The following is an 18,043-nucleotide window of genomic DNA, read 5'->3' as shown; positions in this document are numbered from 1 at the left end:
CTGCCTCGGCTTTTTCTAAATCCCGAGCGCCGCAGAGACGTGCGTGGCTATTTCGGCGAAGCGGCCGGCGATATCGCCCTGCGGATCGGTTGCGACAGGCGGTCTTCCGGCATCGCCGCCCTCCCGCAAGGCGGCGTCCAGCGGCAAGGCGCCCAGAAACGGGATGGATAAGCGCTCGGCCTCGGCCTTCCCCCCACCTTCACCAAAGACTGGCCCACTCATGTTCTCGATCAGGCCAAACGTCGGGACATTGACGCGTTGGAACAGGGTGTGGGCGCGTCGCGCATCGGCCAAGGCCACTTCCTGCGGCGTCGACACGATCACCGCTCCATCCAGCGGCGTCTTCTGGATCAGTGTCAGCTGGACGTCGCCCGTGCCTGGCGGCAGATCGACCACCAACACGTCCAGCGGCGCATCAGCTGTCCCCCAACGCGTCTGGGTCAGCATCTGCGTGATGGCCTGCGATGCCATCGGTCCGCGCCAGATCATAGCGTCGTCCATCTTGGTCAACAGGCCGACCGACATAGCCTTCAACCCGTGAGCGATGTGCGGCACGATGGCGCCGTCCTCATAGGCGGGTTGGCCGCTGATGCCCAGCATGGTCGGCAGCGACGGCCCATACACGTCGGCGTCAAGAATGCCGACCGAAAGCCCGCGCGCCGAAAGCGCAGCGGCCAAATTTACGGCGACCGTGGACTTGCCCACCCCGCCCTTGCCGCTGGCGACGGCCAAGACGCGGCGGACATGGGCCGGACGATCGGTCGGGACGGGCGCCTTGGCGCGGCCCTGATCGACCGCCGCCTTTGACAGGCTCGCCGTGCGCGGCGCAGCAACAGGCTTGGTCTCGGCGGTTAGAATGACCGAAACGCGCGCCATGCCGGGAATGGCCTTCAGCGCAGCCTCCGCTGCGTCACGAACCGGCGCGTAGGCGGCCGCTTGGGTGTGATCGACTTCCAGAGCAAACCCCGCGCGATCCTCGGCCACGACCAGACCCTGAACCAGACCGGCGGCGACCAGTCCCTGGCCGGAAACCGGATCGATGATGGCGTCCAGGGCGGCGATGACGGCGGTGCGTTCTACCAAGGCGGTCTCCAAGGGACTTGCAGGCGATGATGCGCGCGTTCTATCGCCCTCGAACCCGTCTCGCGAGCCACGATTTGTCCCAGCCGCCCTCAATCACCCTGATCGCCGGCCCGACCGCCTCGGGCAAATCGGCGCTGGCGTTGAAGATGGCGCGCGAAACGGGCGCGGTGATCATCAACGCCGACAGCCAGCAGCTTTACGCCGACCTACGCATCCTGACGGCCCGCCCTTCGGCAGAGGATGAAGCCCAAGCCGATCATCTACTGTATGGCGTCGCAGACGCGGCCGACGCCTGGTCGGTCGGACGCTGGAGCCGCGCGGTAATAACGTTGCTCGACGACCTCCGCGATCAAGGCCGCCCGGCCATTCTGGTGGGCGGCACTGGCCTCTATTTCACCAGCCTGACGCGGGGCTTGGCCGACATTCCCGCAGTGCCGAGCGGCGTGCGCGATCAGATGGATGCCGACTACACGGCGCTCGGCGAGTCAGGTTTCCGCCGGGGCCTGGCCCAGATCGATCCCGAGGCGGCGCAGGCCATCGAACAGGGAGACCGCCAGCGACTGGTTCGAGCCATGAGTGTTTTCATCGCCAGCGGCCGTGCGTTGAGTGCCTGGAAGGCCGACACCCAGCCCTTGTTGGCTCCGGGTTCATGGATCGGATGGGTCAGAGAGCCCCAGCGTCAGCAACTCTACGCAAACTGCGACCAGCGTGTGGACCTGATGATTGATCAGGGAGCGATAGAGGAAGTCCAAGCCCTCGTGGACCGTGGCTTGCACCCCGCCCTGCCCGCCATGAAGGCGGTCGGGGTCAGAGAATTGGCCGCCTACCTGTCCGGCGATCTGGCCCGCGACGACTCGATCGCCGCCCTAAAACAAGCCACCCGCAACTACGCCAAACGTCAGTTGACGTGGTTCCGAAACCAGACGCCGGAGTGGCGCCGCGCCTGAGTGCAATCCGGCGCTTGGAATGCCTCACGGCTGCGCCTATATTCGTCTGGTCCGGTTTCGGCCGGACTATAGCGATAAACGCGCTTGTAATAAGCGGACCGGACCCGGGTGCGATTCCCGGCGGCTCCACCAACTTTCTCCCCGCGTTATCGGCGGAGGCAGCATGGGGCCGACTAGCATCGACGGACGTGTAAAGAGGATTGCTTTCGCTCGTCCTGGCCCACCGTATCGGGCCATTTTCTAACTGCGAACGATAACTTCGCTGGAGAAGTCGCTCTCGCCGCGTAATGCGGTTCGAGTGATTTCGAATCTTAAGTCCTAGGGGTTCAGATCCCTGGGCGGGGCCCGTCGGGGGGCCTGGCAACAGAACCCCCGGCACTTTCCAAAAGATGATCGGGAGCCTGGCGCCAGAAACCCGGCGCTTTACCTTCATGACACCTTTCGCCTACGGCCCTGCGCCGCTATCAGTCGCGCTCTGATGTGAGGTGACGATGAGCGACCAGGCCCCTCCGGTCGATGAGATGCGGTACGAACAGCTGGCGCAGGAAGCCCTGCGCGGCGTCATGCGCGCCGCGCTGGAACGCGTGCTGGCCGAGGGCCTGCCCGGCGCCCACCACTTCTACATTACCTTCAAGACGCGCGCCGTCGGCGTCAGCGTGGCCCCTGACATTCTGGCGAAATATCCAGAAGAGATGACGGTCGTTCTGCAGCACCAATATGACGACCTGCGCGTCGAGCCTGAGCGTTTCTCGGTCAAGCTGCGCTTCGGCGGCATGCCCAAGAGCCTGGTCATCCCCTATTCCGCGATCACGCGCTTCTACGATCCTAGCGTCCAATTCCTGCTGCAGTTCGAAGACCCGCAGCTTCTGGACGAGGTCGAAGACGAGCCGACCCCGCCGCAGGACATGCCGCCGATTTCGGACGGCCCCAAGGTCGTTTCGCTGGACCAGTTCCGCAAGAAATAGCCGCCGTCAGTCTTTACGCGGATAGGAGCGGATCAGAATCCGCTCTCTTTCGCCTTCGCGTCTTTCGACCAGCAGCCGCGCGACCTGGGCGTCGTCGTGGAACAGATAGCCCTTGATGGAATCGAGCAAGGCCTTGGCCAGGTTGTCGAGGTCCATCCAGGGCGGTTCGCCGACATGCTCCATGCGGATTTCTACGACATGGTCGCCCCATGACGGCCTGGCTCCGCGCCATTCCTTGCGCATGAATTCATAGACCAGCGGCTTATAGTATTTGGCCTGGGTCGTCAGGCCGTCGATCACGATCTCGACCGCATCGCCATCCTCCCTCGCCCTGACCTTACCGGTCCCGATCCAGCCGGCGGTCATGCGACGATTGCCGGTGTGAGGATATCCGCGCTCTTCTTGCCCTGCATGGCTCTCGTGCTACACCGCCGCGCAACCCATCGCCACGCCTGAGAGACGAGATTTACGCGCATGAGCAACGTCCGCACAGAGACCGACACCTTCGGCCCGATCGAAGTCGCCGCCGATCGCTACTGGGGCGCCCAGGCGCAGCGGTCGCTGGGCAACTTCAAGATCGGTTGGGAAAAGCAGCCCCTGCCGGTCGTGCGCGCCCTGGGCATCGTCAAGCGTGCGGCCGCCGAGACCAATCGTGACCTGGGCAAGCTGGAGCCGGCCCTGGCCGACGCCATCATCAAGGCCGCCAATGAGGTTATCGAAGGCAAGCTGAACGACCACTTCCCGCTGGTGGTCTGGCAGACGGGTTCGGGCACCCAGTCGAACATGAACGCCAATGAGGTGATCTCGAATCGCGCGATCGAGATTCTGGGTGGCGAGATGGGCTCCAAGAAGCCGGTCCATCCCAACGACCACGTCAATATGAGCCAGTCGTCCAACGACACCTATCCCACGGCCATGCACGTCGCCTGTGCCGAACAGGTGGTCAACGATCTGATCCCGGCCTTGAAACATCTGCACGCCGCCCTGGACGCCAAGGCCAGGGCCTGGGCCCACATCATCAAGATCGGCCGCACCCATACCCAGGACGCCACACCTCTGACGCTGGGCCAAGAGTTCGGCGGCTATGCGCAGCAAGTCGAGAACGGCATCAAGCGCATCGAACAGACGCTGCCGGCCCTGATGGAACTGGCGCAGGGCGGCACCGCCGTCGGCACCGGCCTGAACGCGCCCATCGGCTTCGCCGAGAAGGTTGCGGCCCAGATCGCCGAGATCACCGGCCTGCCCTTCACCACGGCCCCGAACAAGTTCGAGGCCCTGGCCGCCCACGACGCCATGGTCTTCAGCCACGGCGCCATCAACACGGTCGCCGCCAGCCTGTTCAAAATCGCCAACGACATCCGCTTCCTCGGCTCAGGCCCGCGTTCGGGTCTGGGCGAATTGGCGCTGCCGGAAAACGAGCCAGGCTCGTCGATCATGCCGGGCAAGGTCAATCCGACCCAATGCGAAGCCCTGACCCAGGTCTGCGTCCAGGTGTTCGGCAACAACGCCGCCCTGACCTTCGCGGGATCGCAAGGCCATTTCGAGCTGAACGTCTACAACCCCGTGATGGCCTACAACTTCCTGCAGTCGGTGCGCCTGGTCGCCGACGCGGCTATCAGCTTCACCGACAACTGCGTCGTCGGCATCGAGGCGCGCGAGGACAATATTGCGCGCGGCCTGAACAACTCGCTGATGCTGGTCACCGCTCTGAACGGGAAGCTCGGCTATGACCTGTGCGCCAAGATCGCCAAGACCGCGCACAAGAACGGCACAACATTGCGCGAAGAGGCTGTCGGCGGCGGCTATCTGACGGACGCGGAGTTCGATGAAGCCGTGCGGCCGGAGAAGATGATCTCGCCGGGCTGACCCCTCCAAGATCGAGATTTTTGAAACGCCGACGTCGTCTGACGTCGGCGTTTTCGTTTGGGTCAGGCTTTGTCGCGGATGGTGCGTCCGACCGGCGCCAGCGCCAGCTTGGCCAGTTCGAGATCCTTCAGCGCGAACGGAATGCCGATGATGGAGACGAACTCCGCCACGGCGATGATCAAATGCGTCAGGGCGATGTACCAGCCGGCCACGACGAACCAGACGACGTTCAACACGACGCCGACACAGCCAGCGACGGGATGCGTGTCCTGCCACACGATCTCGCGGCCGAAGGGCCAGAAGGAATAGCTGGCGATGCGCCACGCTGCGAACGTCCACGGCAGGCCGACGACGGTCAGCGCCAGGATCGCGCCGCCCAGCAGCCACAGAAGGCCGGAAATCCAGCCGCCGAAGATGAGCCAGAGGATATTCAGGATCAGGCGCATCAAGACAGGCTCCACTGTCGCCCATTGCGACATACCTCAGATAAGCAAAAGACCCCGCTTGTGCAGCGGGGCCTTCATTAAATCGGCGTCAGATCGGCCTTAGTGCGGCTTCTCGGTCCAGCGCGCCTTGGCGTCGTCTTGGGTCAGGCTCAGATGAACGTGCTTGTCGTCAACCCGTTCGACCCAGCTGACCGGGATCATGTGGTGCTTGAAGCCGCCGGCGAAATCCAGCTTCGCCAGTTCGATCTGGTCGCCCAGGACGTGATCGACCCGGCCCACGTGACCGCCGTCCGAGCCCACGACTTCGAGGTGTTCCTTGATGAGCGAAACGTCAACCATGTGTATCTCCAGCAGTTTGGTTTGTCCTGCCGATGAGAACACACCCGGCCTGCGACGGTTTCAAACGGCGACGCTTGTTCATCGCCTTGATGACAGGATTGGCAAGGACGCGGTAGAAGCCGGCGTTCACACGGAACCGGAACTCAAGAAATGCGGCGGATTGGATCAGGCCTGTTCGGCGTCCTCATGGCCTTGGCCCTTTCGGCGTGTGGAACGCTAGATCGCCCGACCGGCCCCCTCCGCATCACCGACGGCACGCTCGTCAAGGCGGAAGACCCTCGCATCCGCGCCAGCGACAGCGCGCGCCTGCAGGCCTTCACCCAGGAAATCGGTCAGCGACTTCGGCCCGACAAACCGACGTCGATCTTGGCGCTGTCTGGCGGCGGCGCAAACGGGGCCTACGGCGCCGGGCTTCTGGTCGGTTGGACCGAACAGGGCGATCGCCCCGCGTTCGATGTCGTCACCGGCGTCAGCACGGGGGCGCTTGCCGCTCCGTTCGCCTTTCTTGGATCGGATTGGGACGACGAACTTCAGCACGCCTATACCAGCGGCGCCGCCAGCAATTTGCTGAGCTGGCGCAGTTTCGCCGCCTTCCTGAACCCGAGCCTGTTCTCGTCGCAGGTCCTGCGCAATCTGGTGGATGACAACGTCACCCCTGAACTGATGCAGGCCGTCGCGCGCGAGCACGCCAAGGGTCGCCGGCTGCTGGTGGCGACGACCGATCTGGACAGCGAGGAAACCGTCATCTGGGACATGGGTCTCTTGGCGACCCAGGGCGACGAGAACGCCCGCGAGCTTTTCAAAGAGGTGCTGGTCGCCTCAGCCAGCATTCCCGGCGTCTTTCCTCCTGTGCTGATCGCCGGGCTTCAGGACGACGACAAGGTGGTTCTGGAAATGCACGTCGACGGCGGCGTCAACACGCCGTTCCTGGCTATTCCTGAAGACCTGATGCTTTGGACCCGCCCAAAGGACGAAGGCCGCGTCGGCGCCCTCTATGTCATCGTCAACGGCCAAGTCGGCCGCAACGACGGTGTTACGCCCGGCCGCCTGTCGGGTATCCTGGCGCGGACCTATGACAGCATGAGCAAGTCGTCGCTGCGCATCCATTTGGCGGTGACGGCGGCGTTCGCGCGGCGCAATGGGCTGGACATGGCGCTGTCGGCCATTCCGGACAATGTCGCCGCCTCCAGCCTGAAGTTCGATCAGGAGACCATGACGGCCATGTTCGAACTGGGGCGTCAGCGCGGGCGCGGCGCCGATGCCTGGACCCGGCTGGGCGAGCGCCCGGCGGACCAGCCCTTCATCCCCCAGACGACGATCTCGGAGTCTCAGGTGCCGGCTGTGCTGGCGCCGGAGCCCTCGGCCAAACCGTCGGCGGATACGCCCCCCGCCGACAAGCCCAAGGCGTAGTCATGGGCGAGATCATCAATCTGAACCGAGCGCGAAAGACCCGCGCCAAGGCCGAAGACAAGGCCCTGGCCGTCGCCAACCGCTTGGCCCATGGACGCTCCAAGGCCGAGAAGACCCTGTCCGCTCTTGAGCGTCATCGCGCCGAGAAGCAGTTGGACGGTCAGAAGCTGGAGCCGAAATCCGACGACTGACGGCTCAGGCCTTGGGCGCGCGGATCAGCATGACCTGCCCCGCCAGCACAAGCGCCAGCCCGATCAGGGCGCTCCAGCCGAAACGCGCGCCCTCGAACAGCACCGATACCAGCATGGCGATAGGCGGCGTCAGAGCCGAGATGTAGCTCGCCAGCGCATAGCCGCGTTGGCGCGCGATGGTGAAGTACAGGCCGAACGCGATCACCGACCCGAACAGCGACAGATAGAGCAGCGACAGGACATAGTGCGGCGTCGGCTCGATCCGCCACACCACGCCGGTCGCCATGCCGTACAGCGCCAACATCGCCGTGCCATAGGCCATCGCCCAGGAGGTGGCGGCCATGACGGGCGCGCCCGCCTGCTGTCCCTTCCAGGCGAACCAGTTGCCCAGCGCCGAAGCCAGAACGGCGGTTAGGGCGAAGATGACGCCCAGCCCTGGATTGAGGCCGGCGCCCGCCGCGGTGATCTGGCTGTAGGACAGGACCCCGACGCCCATGACGCCCAGTACTGCGCCGATCCACGCCGCCGGCGCCGCCTTCTGTCCGCCCAGCAGCCGAAACAGGATCAGGTTCACAAAGGCCAGGGCGGCGAAGATCACCGCGACCACAGCCGACGCCACCTGCCCCTCCGCCGCATAGACGAAGCCATAGCTGACCGCGAAAACGAAGGCTCCCTGCCCGATGGCGGCCAGATGCTGGCTGCGCGTCAGACGCAGCGGCCGTCGCGTCACCGCGCAGAAGCCGAACAGGACCACCGAGGCCAGACCAAATCGCCAAACGATGGAGACGATGGAATCAACCGGCCCCAGCTGCAGGGTGATCGCGTACCAGGTCGTGCCCCAGATCAGGGCGCAAATGGCGATCGCAGCAATCGCAAAGGGGCGGCTCAAAGGCTGATCTCCGACGGTGGACGGCCCGCATAACACGCCCTAACGCCACGCGCCCTCACGTCTTGCGCCTGAGTGTGACACACTGGGCGCCGCCAAGGAGATCGCCATGCGAAACGCCCCCCTGATCCTGCCCGCCGCCCTGGTCCTGGCGGCCTGCGCCGCCACGCCGGACGTGACGACCGGAACGACGATGGTGAACGTAACGGCCACCTATCGCGAACGGATCATGCTGCCGCCCGGCCATGTCCTGACCGTCAGGATTGAGGATGTCAGTCTGGCCGACGCGCCCGCCAAGATTCTCGCCGAGACCAGCGAGCCGCTGACCGGCGCCCCGCCCTATCGCGTCACCCTGGGCTTTCCGACGTCTCAGATCGATCCGCGCCACACCTACGCCGCGCGCGCCGAGATCCGCGACGCGGCCGGCGCCCTGGTCTTCGTCACAGACACCCGACACGCGATCCTGACGAACGGCGCGCCGGCCTCGGCCGAGATCGTGCTGAAGTCCGCGCGTTGAGCAGCCTCAGCAAACGTTCGGTCGCCCTCGCCGGCCATGCCACGTCGGTGGCGCTGGAGCCGGAGTTCTGGGCCGTGCTGGACCGGATCGCGGCCGCTCGCAGCCTCAGCAAGGCTCAGCTTCTGGCTGAAATCGACGCCGGTCGCGGCCGACGCCCTCTCGCCTCCGCCTGTCGCCTACTGGCGCTGGACTGGGTGGCGGATCATGGAAGACCGGCGTAGCTTCGATCTAACGGAGACCTGACCATGTCAGACAATCGTCTGCTTCCAGCCGCCGTGGTCGGCGGTCTTCTGGCTGTCGGCTTCATCGGCGCCGGTGCCCTGATCGGTCAGGGCGTCATTCACGCGCGCGCCGGCGACCGCACCGTGACGGTGCGCGGCCTGTCCGAACGCAATGTGAAAGCGGACCTTGCCGTCCTGCCGCTACGCTTCACGGCCTCGGGCGATGTCCTTTCGGAGGTTCAAACCAAAATCGACGGCGATCTGGCGCTGGTCCGCCGCTTCCTCACCGCCCAGGGCTACCCTGCCCAGGCCATCGAATTGGGCCGGTTGGAGGTGGCCGACACCCGGTCGCGAGAATACGCCGCCCAGAACGGCGGTCCACGCTTCATCCTGGCTCAGACGGTGATCGTGCGGACCAGCGATGTCGCCCGAGTTCAGGCAACGACGCGACTGCTCAACGATCTGGTGCGTCAGGACGTGGTGCTGCAGGACTTCCAGGGTCCGTCCTATATCTTCACCAAGTTGAACGACGTGCGCCCGCAAATGATCGCAGAGGGTACAGCGGCGGCGCGCACCGGTGCGGAACAGTTCGCCAAGGACAGCGGAACGCCCTTGGGCCCGATCCGTCAGGCCACACAGGGTTCGTTCGAAATCCTGCCGCGCGATGGCGCAGCCGGCGACGAAGCCGCCTCCATCGACAAGAAGATCCGGGTCGTCACGACCATCACCTATAGTCTGAAGTAGTCTCGGGCGGTCCGGCGTCGGAGGATTGCGGTCGCCCGATGAAATCGACGTCGGCGTGCGGATCTTGATCTATCTCGACCAACACGACCCAGACGGCCAGGATCACGAACATTCCGACCATGCCCAGAACGAAGGCCCACCACCCGGCCTTCTTGCCGCGTGGTTTGCGGTGTGACGCCGCGTCCCTTTTGTCAGTGTTCTGCTGCATCGCACCTAGGAACCGGCCGTCGATCCGCCGGGTTCCGAGGTTTGATTGTGGCGGCGGCCCTGACATTGCCGCGCGGTCCCCTTATGTTCCGGTTTCGATTCTGACTGACGGATAGTTTTGCGCCTGTGACTGATCTTCCCGCCCCCCGCATTTCCGACCTCGCGCGCGCCCGTGCGCCCGAGGGCGAGGCGCCGCGCGATTATCTGAAGGGGCTGAACCCGGAGCAGCGCGAGGCGGTCGAGACGACTGAGGGCCCCGTGCTGGTGCTTGCTGGCGCGGGCACGGGCAAGACCCGCGTCCTCACGACACGACTGGCGCACATTCTGGCGACAGGCCGGGCCAAGCCGTGGGAGCTGCTGGCCGTCACCTTCACCAACAAGGCCGCGCGCGAAATGCGCGAACGGATCACGCATCTGATCGGCCCCTCCGCCGAAGGGTTGCGCTGGCTGGGCACCTTCCACTCCATCGCCGCCCAGATCCTGCGTCGCCACGCCGAACTGGTCGGGCTGAAATCCAGCTTCACCATCCTGGACACCGACGACCAGGAACGGGTGCTGAAGCAGCTGCTCGAAGCGGCCAATATCGACACCAAACGCTGGACGCCCAAGTCGCTGTCCGGCCTGATCGATCACTGGAAGAACCGCGGCTGGACGCCGGACAAGCTGCCGCCGGGCGAGGACTTTGCCAACGGCAAGGGTCAGGGTCTGTACGCCGCCTATCAGGCGCGTTTGCGCAGCCTGAACGCCTGCGACTTCGGCGATCTGCTGCTGCACAACATCACCATCCTGTCGCAGCATGCGGACCTGGCTGAGGAATATCGCCGTCGGTTCCGCTACATCCTGGTGGACGAATACCAGGACACCAACGTCGCCCAGTATCTGTGGCTGCGGCTGCTGACGGCCTCGACCGGCAACGTCTGCTGCGTCGGCGACGATGATCAGTCGATCTACGGCTGGCGCGGGGCCGAGGTGGACAACATCCTGCGCTTCGAACGCGATTTCCCTGGCGCCAAGATCGTCAAGCTGGAGCGGAACTATCGCTCGACCAGTCATATCCTGGGGGCGGCGTCCGGCCTCATCGCCGCCAACCGAGACCGGCTGGGCAAGACCCTGTGGACCGAGGACGACAGCGGCGACAAGGTGCGCGTGCGCGGCGTCTGGGACGGCGAGGCCGAGGCCCGCCTGATCGCCGACGAGATCGAGACCGCGCGGCGTCCCCACGCCGGCGAACCCGGCCTGAAATACAAGGACATGGCCATTCTGGTCCGCGCCTCGTTCCAGATGCGCGCCTTCGAGGAACGGCTGGTCATGCTGGCCATTCCCTACACCGTCATCGGCGGGCCTCGCTTCTTCGAGCGCGCCGAGATCCGCGACGCCCATGCCTATCTGCGCCTGATCCTGTCGGAAGACGACGACCTCGCCTTCGAGCGGATCGTCAATGTGCCCAAACGCGGCATCGGCGACACCAGCGTGCAGAAAATCCTGCAACTGGCCCGCCAACACGACCTGTCGGCCCTGACCGCCGTGCGGGGCCTGATCAATACCGACGAGCTTCAGGCCCGCACCCGCACCGCCCTGTCCAACTTCGTGCGCGACATCGACCGCTGGCGCCAACTGTCCGAGACCACGCCCCACTGGCAGGTCATGGAGACGGTGCTGGAGGAGAGCGGCTATACCGACATGCAGAAGGCCGACCGCACCAGCGGGCAGACCCGCCTGGAGAACCTGAAGGAACTGACCCAGTCGATGCAGCAGTTCGAGACGCTGCAGGCCTATCTGGAGCACGTCTCTCTGGTGATGGATCTGGAGCGTGCGACCAGCGACGACCCCAATGGCGACGGGGCGGTGCAGATCATGACCCTGCACGGCGCCAAGGGGCTGGAGTTCCCGCTGGTCTTCCTGCCCGGCTGGGAGGAAGGCGTCTTCCCCAGCCAGCGCAGCATCGATGAGAAGGGCGAAAAAGGCCTCGAGGAGGAACGCCGCCTGGCCTATGTCGGCGTCACCCGCGCCAAGCAAGACGCGCGGATCAGCTTCGCCGCCAATCGTTTGGTCTATGGCCGTTGGACCTCGCAACTGCCCAGCCGCTTCGTCGACGAACTGCCCATCGCCCACGTCGATCCTCAATCCGACACCGGCTATTACGGCGCGTCGACCGGCATGAAGGAGGCCAAGAGCCGCTGGGACGACACGCCATCGTTCGGCAGCGGCTATTCTTCCCCCGGCTGGAAACGCGCCCAATCCTTCACCGCCGCCCAGACCCCAGCCAAGATCCCGGCGCGCAAGGCCGTCATCGAAGGCGACGGCCGACTGATTGCCACCGCCGACCCCAAATCCAGCTCAGGCTGGAAAAAGGGCGAACGCGTCTTTCACCAGAAGTTCGGGTACGGAAACGTGCGCGTCATCGAAGGCAACAAACTGCTGGTCGAGTTCGAAAAGGCCGGGGAGAAGCGCGTGATCGACAGCTTTGTCGAGAAGGCTTAACCCGGCGCTCTAACGCAACGAATGGAGCCAAAGATGGCGGGCCTCAAGGACAAGCGCGGCTTCATCGACAAGGATCGCATTGATCTGTCGGAACGTCAGTCGGTCGAATACTGGATGAAACGCTGGGGCGTAACCAAGGACCAGATCACCGCCGCCCACCGCAAGGTTGGGCGCATGACCAAGGATATCGCGGCGGAATTGGGCAAGAAGCGCTAGCGTCGAACCGTCGCGCCCTATCTCAGGCGGCGCGCAATCCTGCCAGCAACTGCGGGTTCTTCCTCAGGTAGGCTACAGCCTTCAGCCGGGCGCGCTCGATCTCGGGCTTCAGATAACGGCCCATCTCTCCATCATCCCCCCGTAGCTCGCCAAAGACGGCCAACGCGAAAGCCCAACTGTTTGGAGAAAGATAGCCGCTGGTTTGACTTTGCCAGCCTTGGCTGAACGCATCGCCATGCTGGGAGAAGCTGAAGGCCGCGTTGGCGCCGAACACCCCCATGCCGGCATAGGCTACGGTTAGGTCGGTGATCAGTTCATGGGTCTGATCATCTAAGATGTCGGATTCCGCCGACAGAAGCAGGTGCGATAGTTCGTGCGCCAACACCGCGACCAGTTCAGTCGGCTTCTCGACCAGGTCCGGTACATAGGTGATGACCGGCTGGCCGGCTTCATCAAAGCTGAACGTTCCTCCCGGACCTTGCTCGCCCTGGATCGAAACGAACTCGGCCACGCGCAATCCCGTCATCTGTGGCGGCTGCGCATGTAAGCTACAATGCCAGTGCTGCGTCCCCATAGCAGCCTTCACGCAGTCAAAAACATGAAGCGCACGTTCATGTCCGACGGCGTCAGACGGCGGGAAAAAGTCTCGTGTCGGCACGACGACAGGCGTTTGGTTCAGGGGAAGATCAACGCCAAACCGGTCGATCAGGATCGCCCAAGTTTCCAGGTGCCAATCTTCCAAATCCCTATCCAGAAAGCTCCTCGACATCAGCTTTGCGAACATATCCGCCTCTCGTCACAAGCCCTGGTTGATCGGGCGCAACCATAGACAGAACCACGTTCAACGCTAGCATCGCATGTGGTTCTTGAAGGTCGGCGCTTCGAGCAAGCCAGGCAGCAAAGTGTCCTCCTCAAGAGCGTCTGAAGAAGACCACCCCCGCTATCAGATGTGGATCACGCGCCCATAGGCGTCCAGCGCCGCTTCGTGCATGGCCTCCGACATCGTCGGGTGCGGATAGACGATCCCGTGGATGTCTTCTTCCGTGGCCTCCATGGTGATGGCGGTGACATAGCCCTGGATCATTTCGGTGACCTCGTGGCCGATCATGTGGGCGCCGATCAGGGCGCCGGTCTTGGCGTCGAAGATCACCTTGACGAAACCGTCGGTGTCGCCCGAGGCGATCGCCTTGCCGTTCACGCGGAACAGGAAGCGGCCGATTTTCACCTCGCGCTTCTCGGCGCGCGCAGCCTGTTCGGTGACGCCGACCGAGGCCACCTGCGGCTGGGCATAGGTGCAGCCGGCGATGGGCGAATGAACGTTGGGCGTCTTGTAGCCGGCGATATGTTCGGCCGCGTGGATGCCTTCGTGCGACGCCTTGTGCGCCAGCCAGGGCGCGCCGGCGCAGTCGCCGATGGCGTAAAGGCCTTTGACGTTGGTCTGGCAGTGGCTGTCGATCTTGACGTGGCCGCGGTCCATTTCCAGACCCAGTTCTTCCAGGCCGATGCCGTCGGTGTTCGCGGTGATGCCCACGGCGGAGATGCAGACCTCGGCCTCCAAGGTCTCGGCCTTGCCGCCGATCTCCACGGCGACCTTCACGCCCTTGGCGTCCTTGCTCACCTTGGTGACCTTGGCGCCCAGTTTGAACTTCATGCCACGCTTTTCGAACGACTTCTGGGCGGCCTTGGAGACTTCTTCGTCCTCGACCGGCATGATGCGATCCACCGCCTCGACCACGGTCACATCACAGCCCAAGGCGCGATAGAAGCTGCCGAACTCGATGCCGATGGCGCCCGAACCGATCACGACGATCGACTTGGGCATGAATTTCGGCGCCATGGCTTCGCGATAGGCCCAGATACGATCACCGTCGGCTTCCAACCCGATCTGCGGCAGGGCGCGGGCGCGGGCGCCGACGGCCAGCATGACCGACTTGGCCTCGAGCGCGCGCGAACCGCCCGCTTTCAGGGCGACCACGACCTTGGGCGAGGCGGCGCCCTTCTCCAGCTTGGCCGAACCTTCGATCACCTCGATTTTATTTTTCTTCATCAGGAAGCCGACGCCCTGATTCAGCTGTTTGGCCACGCCGCGCGAGCGCTGGATGATGGCGTCAAAGTCGAACGACGCGCCGGACGCCGACAGGCCGTACTCCTTCAGATGGCTCAGGCTCTCGAACTTTTCGCCCGACTTCAGCAGGGCCTTGGTCGGGATGCAGCCCCAGTTCAGGCAAATGCCGCCCAGGTTCTCGCGCTCGACGATGGCGACCTTCAAACCCAACTGGCTGGCGCGAATGGCCGCGACATAACCGCCGGGGCCCGAGCCGATGACGACGAGATCGAATTCAGCAGCCATTAGATCAACTTCTCGATGTCGGCCTTGATGGCCTCAGGTTCAGTCTGCGGGGCGTATCGGGCGACCACCCTGCCCTCGCGGTCGGTCAGGAACTTGGTGAAGTTCCACTTGATGGCTTTGGAGCCCAGGAAGCCGCGCTTCTGTTCGGTCAACCAGGCGTAAAGCGGATGTCGGTTCGGTCCGTTGACCTCCACCTTGTCGAACAAGGGGAAGGTCACATCGAAACTGGTGGCGCAGAAGGCGGCGATTTCCGCCGCCTTGCCCGGCTCCTGCTCGCCGAACTGGTTGCAGGGAAAGCCCAACACCTCAAACGGCTGATCGGCGAACGCGCGGTGCAGCTTTTCGAGGCCGTCGTACTGCCCCGTAAAGCCGCACTTGGACGCCGTATTGACGATCAACAACGCCTGACCGCGAAAGCGATCGAGCGAAACGTCCGTGCCGTCGATGGCGCGGGCGGAGAAGTCATAGACCGAGGTCATGACCTCACCCTCCCCTTAGGCCAGCATCGCGACGGGATCTTCGATCAGCGGCTTGAACGCCTGCAGGAAGCGGGCGCCGGTCGCGCCGTCCACCACGCGGTGATCGCAGGTCAGGGTCACGGTCATGACCGTGGCGGGCACGACCTGGCCGTTCTTGACGACCGCGCGTTGCTCGCCCGCGCCCACGCTCATGATGCAGCCCTGCGGCTCATTGATGATCGAGGTGAACTGCTTGATCCCGAACATGCCCAGGTTGGACACCGAGAAGGTGCCGCCCTGGAACTCTTCCGGCTTCAGCTTGCGGTCGCGCGCGCGCTTGGCCAGGTCCTTGGACTCTGTCGCGATCTGCGCCAGACCCTTGGTTTCGGCCTTCTTGATGATCGGGGTGATCAGGCCGCCGTCGATCGCCACCGCCATGGAGACATCGGCGTTGTGATGCATGGCGATGCCTTCGGGCGTGTAGGAGGCGTTGGCCTCCGGCACCATCTTCAAAGCAAGAGCGGCCGCCTTGATGACGAAGTCGTTGACCGAGACCTTGATGCCCTGCGGCTCCAGCATCTTGTTGACCTTGGCGCGCACGGCCATCAGCTGGTCGATTTCGCAGTCGATGAACAGCGGGAAGTGCGGCACATTCTGGACGCTGTCGACCATGCGGCGCGCGACGGCCTTCTTCATGCCGTCCAGCGGGATCAGGTCGTAGCTGCCGTCCGGAATGCCCATCTGCGCCAGCGACTGCGCCTTGCGCGGCTCCGCTGCGGTCGTGGCGGGCGACGCCGAAGAGGCGGTCGCCGGTTGGGCCGGCGCCTTACCGGCGTCCTCGACGTCGCGCTTGACGATGCGACCGTGCGGACCGGTGCCCTGGATCGACTTCAGATCGACGCCGTTCTGGGCGGCGATGCGGCGAGCGAGCGGTGACGAGAAGATGCGATCTCCGCTGTCCGACTTCGGCGCGGCAGGCGCCGGAGCGGCAGGCGTGGCGTCCTTGGGCGCCTCGGCCGCAGCCGGAGCGACCTCGGCCTTGCGGGCCTCTTCCGTTTTTGCAGCCGACCTTTCAGTCGGCTTGGGTGCGGCCGCGCCGCCCTCGTCCTTCAGGCGGGCGATCGGCGTATTGACCTTCACGCCTTCCGTGCCTTCAGCGACCAGGATGTCGGTGACTTCGCCCTCGTCCACGGCCTCGACTTCCATCGTCGCCTTGTCGGTTTCGATCTCAGCGATCACGTCTCCGGCGGAGACGACGTCCCCGACCTTGACGTGCCACTTGGCCAGAACGCCCTCCTCCATAGTCGGAGACAGGGCCGGCATCAGGATGTCGGTCATGCCATCACCTGTTTCACGGCCGCGATGATCTTGTCCACGCCCGGCAGCGACAACACTTCCAGGTTGGCGGCGTAGGGCAGCGGCACGTCTTCCTGGTGAACCCGCAAGGGCGGCGCGTCCAGATAGTCGAAGGCGTGCTCAATGACGCGGGCCACGACCTCGGCGCCGACGCCCATCGGACCCCAGCCCTCTTCGGCAGAGACCAGGCGGTTGGTCTTCTTGACGCTCTCGACGATGGTCTCGTGATCCAGGGGGCGCAGAGTGCGCAGGTCGATCACCTCAGCCTCGATGCCCTCTTCGGCCAACTTCTCGGCGGCCTGCAGGGCGAAGCCGACCATGCGGCTGTGGGCGGTGATGGTGACGTCCTTGCCTTCGCGACGGACCTTGGCCTTCCCGATCGGCAGGACATAGTCCTCGACCTCCGGCACATCGAACTCCAGGCCGTACATCATCTCGTGTTCGAGGAAGACGACCGGGTTCGGGTCACGGATGGCGGCTTTCAGCAGGCCTTTGGCGTCGGCCGCGTCATAGGGCGCGATGACTTTCAGACCCGGCACCTGCGCATACCAGGCCGAGTAGTCCTGGCTGTGCTGGGCGCCGACGCGCGAAGCCGCGCCGTTCGGGCCGCGGAACACGATTGGCGCGCGGATCTGACCGCCCGACATATAGAGCGTCTTGGCGGCCGAGTTGATGATGTGGTCGATCGCCTGCATGGCGAAATTGAACGTCATGAACTCGACGATCGGCTTCAGGCCCGACATGGCCGCGCCGACCCCTAGGCCGGCAAAGCCGTGCTCGGTGATCGGGGTATCGACGACGCGCTGGTCGCCAAACTCCTGCAGCAGGTCGCGGCTGACCTTGTAGGCGCCCTGATACTGGGCGACTTCCTCGCCGATCAGGAAGACGCGATCGTCGCGGCGCATCTCTTCGGCCATGGCGTCACGCAGAGCGTCGCGCACCGTCGTCTTGACCAGTTTGGCGTCGGCCGGGATTTCCGGGTCCCGCAGTTCGACCTTGGGCGTCGCGGTCTGGGCCGGGGCCTTTTCGGGATCGCCAGTCTTACCTTCGGCCGCAGCCTTGGGTGCCTCAGCCTCGCTCTTTGCGGAATCAGCCTTGGGCGCAGGCGCCGCTGCGCCGTCTTCGCCGGCCAAACGCGCGATCGGCGTGTTGACCTTCACGTTTTCAGAGCCTTCGTCGACCAGGATTTCCAGCACTTCGCCTTCATCCACGGCCTCGACTTCCATCGTCGCCTTGTCGGTTTCGATCTCGGCGATCACCTGGCCTGCTGACACGGTGTCGCCTGCCTTGATGTGCCATTTGGTCAGCGTGCCCTCTTCCATCGTGGGGGACAGCGCCGGCATCAGAATGTCGGTCACGG

General features: G+C 64.4%; 21 protein-coding genes and 1 other RNA gene. 11 read left to right on the top strand and 11 right to left on the bottom strand.

Features of this window, described 5'->3' with window-relative positions:
• Positions 1–15: 15 nt before the first annotated feature.
• On the bottom strand, positions 16–1,083 hold the full coding sequence (locus BVE01S_RS04375; protein ID WP_066625016.1) for an Mrp/NBP35 family ATP-binding protein: 1,068 nt from the start codon (positions 1,081–1,083) through the stop codon (positions 16–18).
• Positions 1,084–1,109: 26 nt separating this feature from the next.
• Here BVE01S_RS04375 and miaA point away from each other — a divergent pair, with 26 nt between their 5' ends.
• From miaA to BVE01S_RS04360, 3 genes are all read left to right on the top strand, one after another.
• Complete coding sequence (gene miaA / locus BVE01S_RS04370) at positions 1,110–2,030, top strand: tRNA (adenosine(37)-N6)-dimethylallyltransferase MiaA (protein ID WP_084375290.1); 921 nt, start codon at positions 1,110–1,112, stop codon at positions 2,028–2,030.
• A 10-nt stretch (positions 2,031–2,040) separates the two neighbouring features.
• Positions 2,041–2,410: a transfer-messenger RNA gene (gene ssrA, locus BVE01S_RS04365) on the top strand.
• Positions 2,411–2,521: 111 nt separating this feature from the next.
• A complete protein-coding gene (locus BVE01S_RS04360; protein WP_017504863.1) occupies positions 2,522–2,995 on the top strand; it encodes an SspB family protein in 474 nt (157 codons plus the stop codon).
• 6 nt (positions 2,996–3,001) lie between these two features.
• On the opposite strand, the gene BVE01S_RS04355 is transcribed toward BVE01S_RS04360, so the two are convergent.
• Positions 3,002–3,361 (bottom strand): RusA family crossover junction endodeoxyribonuclease, encoded by a 360-nt coding sequence (locus BVE01S_RS04355; RefSeq protein WP_066551435.1) that lies wholly within the window; start codon positions 3,359–3,361, stop codon positions 3,002–3,004.
• 108 nt (positions 3,362–3,469) lie between these two features.
• On the opposite strand from BVE01S_RS04355, the gene fumC reads away from it, so the two are divergent.
• Positions 3,470–4,861, top strand: coding sequence for a class II fumarate hydratase (fumC, locus tag BVE01S_RS04350; protein ID WP_066624800.1), 1,392 nt, complete (start codon positions 3,470–3,472; stop codon positions 4,859–4,861).
• Positions 4,862–4,923: 62 nt separating this feature from the next.
• Here fumC and BVE01S_RS04345 read toward each other — a convergent pair whose 3' ends face one another.
• Positions 4,924–5,310 (bottom strand): YccF domain-containing protein, encoded by a 387-nt coding sequence (locus tag BVE01S_RS04345; protein ID WP_066625011.1) that lies wholly within the window; start codon positions 5,308–5,310, stop codon positions 4,924–4,926.
• Between the two features lie 96 nt (positions 5,311–5,406).
• Positions 5,407–5,646, bottom strand: a complete 240-nt coding sequence (locus tag BVE01S_RS04340; RefSeq protein WP_039243689.1) for a DUF2171 domain-containing protein — start codon at positions 5,644–5,646, stop codon at positions 5,407–5,409.
• 150 nt (positions 5,647–5,796) lie between these two features.
• On the opposite strand from BVE01S_RS04340, the gene BVE01S_RS04335 reads away from it, so the two are divergent.
• Together BVE01S_RS04335 and BVE01S_RS04330 are read left to right on the top strand one after the other, a co-directional pair.
• Positions 5,797–7,056: a patatin-like phospholipase family protein gene (locus tag BVE01S_RS04335; RefSeq protein ID WP_066624798.1), complete on the top strand. Its 1,260-nt coding sequence runs from the start codon at positions 5,797–5,799 to the stop codon at positions 7,054–7,056.
• Positions 7,057–7,058: 2 nt separating this feature from the next.
• Positions 7,059–7,247, top strand: a complete 189-nt coding sequence (locus BVE01S_RS04330) for a DUF4169 family protein (RefSeq protein WP_066624796.1) — start codon at positions 7,059–7,061, stop codon at positions 7,245–7,247.
• 4 nt (positions 7,248–7,251) lie between these two features.
• Here the strand turns inward: BVE01S_RS04330 and BVE01S_RS04325 are convergent, their stop codons facing one another.
• On the bottom strand, positions 7,252–8,136 hold the full coding sequence (locus BVE01S_RS04325; protein ID WP_066624794.1) for a DMT family transporter: 885 nt from the start codon (positions 8,134–8,136) through the stop codon (positions 7,252–7,254).
• 106 nt (positions 8,137–8,242) lie between these two features.
• Between BVE01S_RS04325 and BVE01S_RS04320 the strand changes: the two genes are divergently transcribed.
• The 3 genes from BVE01S_RS04320 to BVE01S_RS04310 are packed head-to-tail and all read left to right on the top strand — an operon-like array spanning position 8,243 to position 9,615.
• A complete protein-coding gene (locus BVE01S_RS04320; RefSeq protein ID WP_066624792.1) occupies positions 8,243–8,650 on the top strand; it encodes a YbaY family lipoprotein in 408 nt (135 codons plus the stop codon).
• The gene (locus tag BVE01S_RS04315) at positions 8,647–8,871 is read left to right on the top strand and encodes a ribbon-helix-helix domain-containing protein (protein ID WP_066624790.1); all 225 of its coding nucleotides are present in this window, start codon (positions 8,647–8,649) and stop codon (positions 8,869–8,871) included. The genes BVE01S_RS04320 and BVE01S_RS04315 overlap by 4 nt, the downstream gene beginning before the upstream one ends.
• 24 nt (positions 8,872–8,895) lie before the next feature.
• Positions 8,896–9,615 carry an SIMPL domain-containing protein gene (locus tag BVE01S_RS04310; protein ID WP_055805099.1) on the top strand — a complete coding sequence of 240 codons (720 nt, stop codon included), beginning with the start codon at positions 8,896–8,898 and terminating at the stop codon, positions 9,613–9,615.
• On the opposite strand, the gene BVE01S_RS04305 is transcribed toward BVE01S_RS04310, so the two are convergent.
• The gene (locus tag BVE01S_RS04305) at positions 9,596–9,823 is read right to left on the bottom strand and encodes a hypothetical protein (RefSeq protein WP_066624788.1); all 228 of its coding nucleotides are present in this window, start codon (positions 9,821–9,823) and stop codon (positions 9,596–9,598) included. The genes BVE01S_RS04310 and BVE01S_RS04305 overlap by 20 nt on opposite strands.
• 125 nt (positions 9,824–9,948) lie before the next feature.
• Here BVE01S_RS04305 and BVE01S_RS04300 point away from each other — a divergent pair, with 125 nt between their 5' ends.
• Both BVE01S_RS04300 and BVE01S_RS04295 read left to right on the top strand, forming a co-directional pair.
• A complete protein-coding gene (locus BVE01S_RS04300) occupies positions 9,949–12,303 on the top strand; it encodes an ATP-dependent helicase (RefSeq protein WP_066624785.1) in 2,355 nt (784 codons plus the stop codon).
• Between the two features lie 33 nt (positions 12,304–12,336).
• Positions 12,337–12,519: a DUF3606 domain-containing protein gene (locus BVE01S_RS04295; protein ID WP_055753752.1), complete on the top strand. Its 183-nt coding sequence runs from the start codon at positions 12,337–12,339 to the stop codon at positions 12,517–12,519.
• Between the two features lie 22 nt (positions 12,520–12,541).
• Here BVE01S_RS04295 and BVE01S_RS16725 read toward each other — a convergent pair whose 3' ends face one another.
• The 5 genes from BVE01S_RS16725 to BVE01S_RS04270 form a co-directional block, all read right to left on the bottom strand.
• Positions 12,542–13,303, bottom strand: coding sequence for a hypothetical protein (locus BVE01S_RS16725; RefSeq protein WP_146112061.1), 762 nt, complete (start codon positions 13,301–13,303; stop codon positions 12,542–12,544).
• Positions 13,304–13,462: 159 nt separating this feature from the next.
• Entirely contained in the window at positions 13,463–14,869 is a 1,407-nt protein-coding gene (gene lpdA / locus BVE01S_RS04285; RefSeq protein WP_066624775.1) for a dihydrolipoyl dehydrogenase, read from the bottom strand.
• On the bottom strand, positions 14,869–15,348 hold the full coding sequence (locus BVE01S_RS04280; RefSeq protein ID WP_066624773.1) for a glutathione peroxidase: 480 nt from the start codon (positions 15,346–15,348) through the stop codon (positions 14,869–14,871). Before BVE01S_RS04280 ends, lpdA begins: the two co-directional genes overlap by 1 nt.
• Positions 15,349–15,363: 15 nt before the next feature.
• Entirely contained in the window at positions 15,364–16,665 is a 1,302-nt protein-coding gene (locus tag BVE01S_RS04275; RefSeq protein WP_066624771.1) for a pyruvate dehydrogenase complex dihydrolipoamide acetyltransferase, read from the bottom strand.
• Entirely contained in the window at positions 16,662–18,041 is a 1,380-nt protein-coding gene (locus BVE01S_RS04270) for a pyruvate dehydrogenase complex E1 component subunit beta (protein ID WP_066624768.1), read from the bottom strand. The genes BVE01S_RS04275 and BVE01S_RS04270 overlap by 4 nt, the downstream gene beginning before the upstream one ends.
• Between the last annotated feature and the right edge of the window lie 2 nt (positions 18,042–18,043).

The organism is Brevundimonas vesicularis NBRC 12165, from assembly GCF_001592205.1.
Lineage (GTDB): Bacteria > Pseudomonadota > Alphaproteobacteria > Caulobacterales > Caulobacteraceae > Brevundimonas > Brevundimonas vesicularis.
The sequence above is the reverse complement of the archived record's forward strand: the minus strand, read 5'-3'. Positions and strand labels throughout refer to the sequence as shown.

Bases quoted from the DNA above. Each gene is read 5' to 3' on its own strand.
- miaA (WP_084375290.1), top strand. From the start codon at position 1,110: ATGATGCGCGCGTTCTATCGCCCTCGAACCCGTCTCGCGAGCCACGAT.
- BVE01S_RS04360 (WP_017504863.1), top strand. From the start codon at position 2,522: ATGAGCGACCAGGCCCCTCCGGTCGATGAGATGCGGTACGAACAGCTG.
- BVE01S_RS04355 (WP_066551435.1), bottom strand. From the start codon at position 3,361: ATGACCGCCGGCTGGATCGGGACCGGTAAGGTCAGGGCGAGGGAGGAT.
- fumC (WP_066624800.1), top strand. From the start codon at position 3,470: ATGAGCAACGTCCGCACAGAGACCGACACCTTCGGCCCGATCGAAGTC.
- BVE01S_RS04340 (WP_039243689.1), bottom strand. From the start codon at position 5,646: ATGGTTGACGTTTCGCTCATCAAGGAACACCTCGAAGTCGTGGGCTCG.
- BVE01S_RS04335 (WP_066624798.1), top strand. From the start codon at position 5,797: ATGCGGCGGATTGGATCAGGCCTGTTCGGCGTCCTCATGGCCTTGGCC.
- BVE01S_RS04330 (WP_066624796.1), top strand. From the start codon at position 7,059: ATGGGCGAGATCATCAATCTGAACCGAGCGCGAAAGACCCGCGCCAAG.
- BVE01S_RS04320 (WP_066624792.1), top strand. From the start codon at position 8,243: ATGCGAAACGCCCCCCTGATCCTGCCCGCCGCCCTGGTCCTGGCGGCC.
- BVE01S_RS04310 (WP_055805099.1), top strand. From the start codon at position 8,896: ATGTCAGACAATCGTCTGCTTCCAGCCGCCGTGGTCGGCGGTCTTCTG.
- BVE01S_RS04305 (WP_066624788.1), bottom strand. From the start codon at position 9,823: ATGCAGCAGAACACTGACAAAAGGGACGCGGCGTCACACCGCAAACCA.
- BVE01S_RS04295 (WP_055753752.1), top strand. From the start codon at position 12,337: ATGGCGGGCCTCAAGGACAAGCGCGGCTTCATCGACAAGGATCGCATT.
- BVE01S_RS16725 (WP_146112061.1), bottom strand. From the start codon at position 13,303: ATGTTCGCAAAGCTGATGTCGAGGAGCTTTCTGGATAGGGATTTGGAA.
- lpdA (WP_066624775.1), bottom strand. From the start codon at position 14,869: ATGGCTGCTGAATTCGATCTCGTCGTCATCGGCTCGGGCCCCGGCGGT.
- BVE01S_RS04280 (WP_066624773.1), bottom strand. From the start codon at position 15,348: ATGACCTCGGTCTATGACTTCTCCGCCCGCGCCATCGACGGCACGGAC.
- BVE01S_RS04275 (WP_066624771.1), bottom strand. From the start codon at position 16,665: ATGACCGACATCCTGATGCCGGCCCTGTCTCCGACTATGGAGGAGGGC.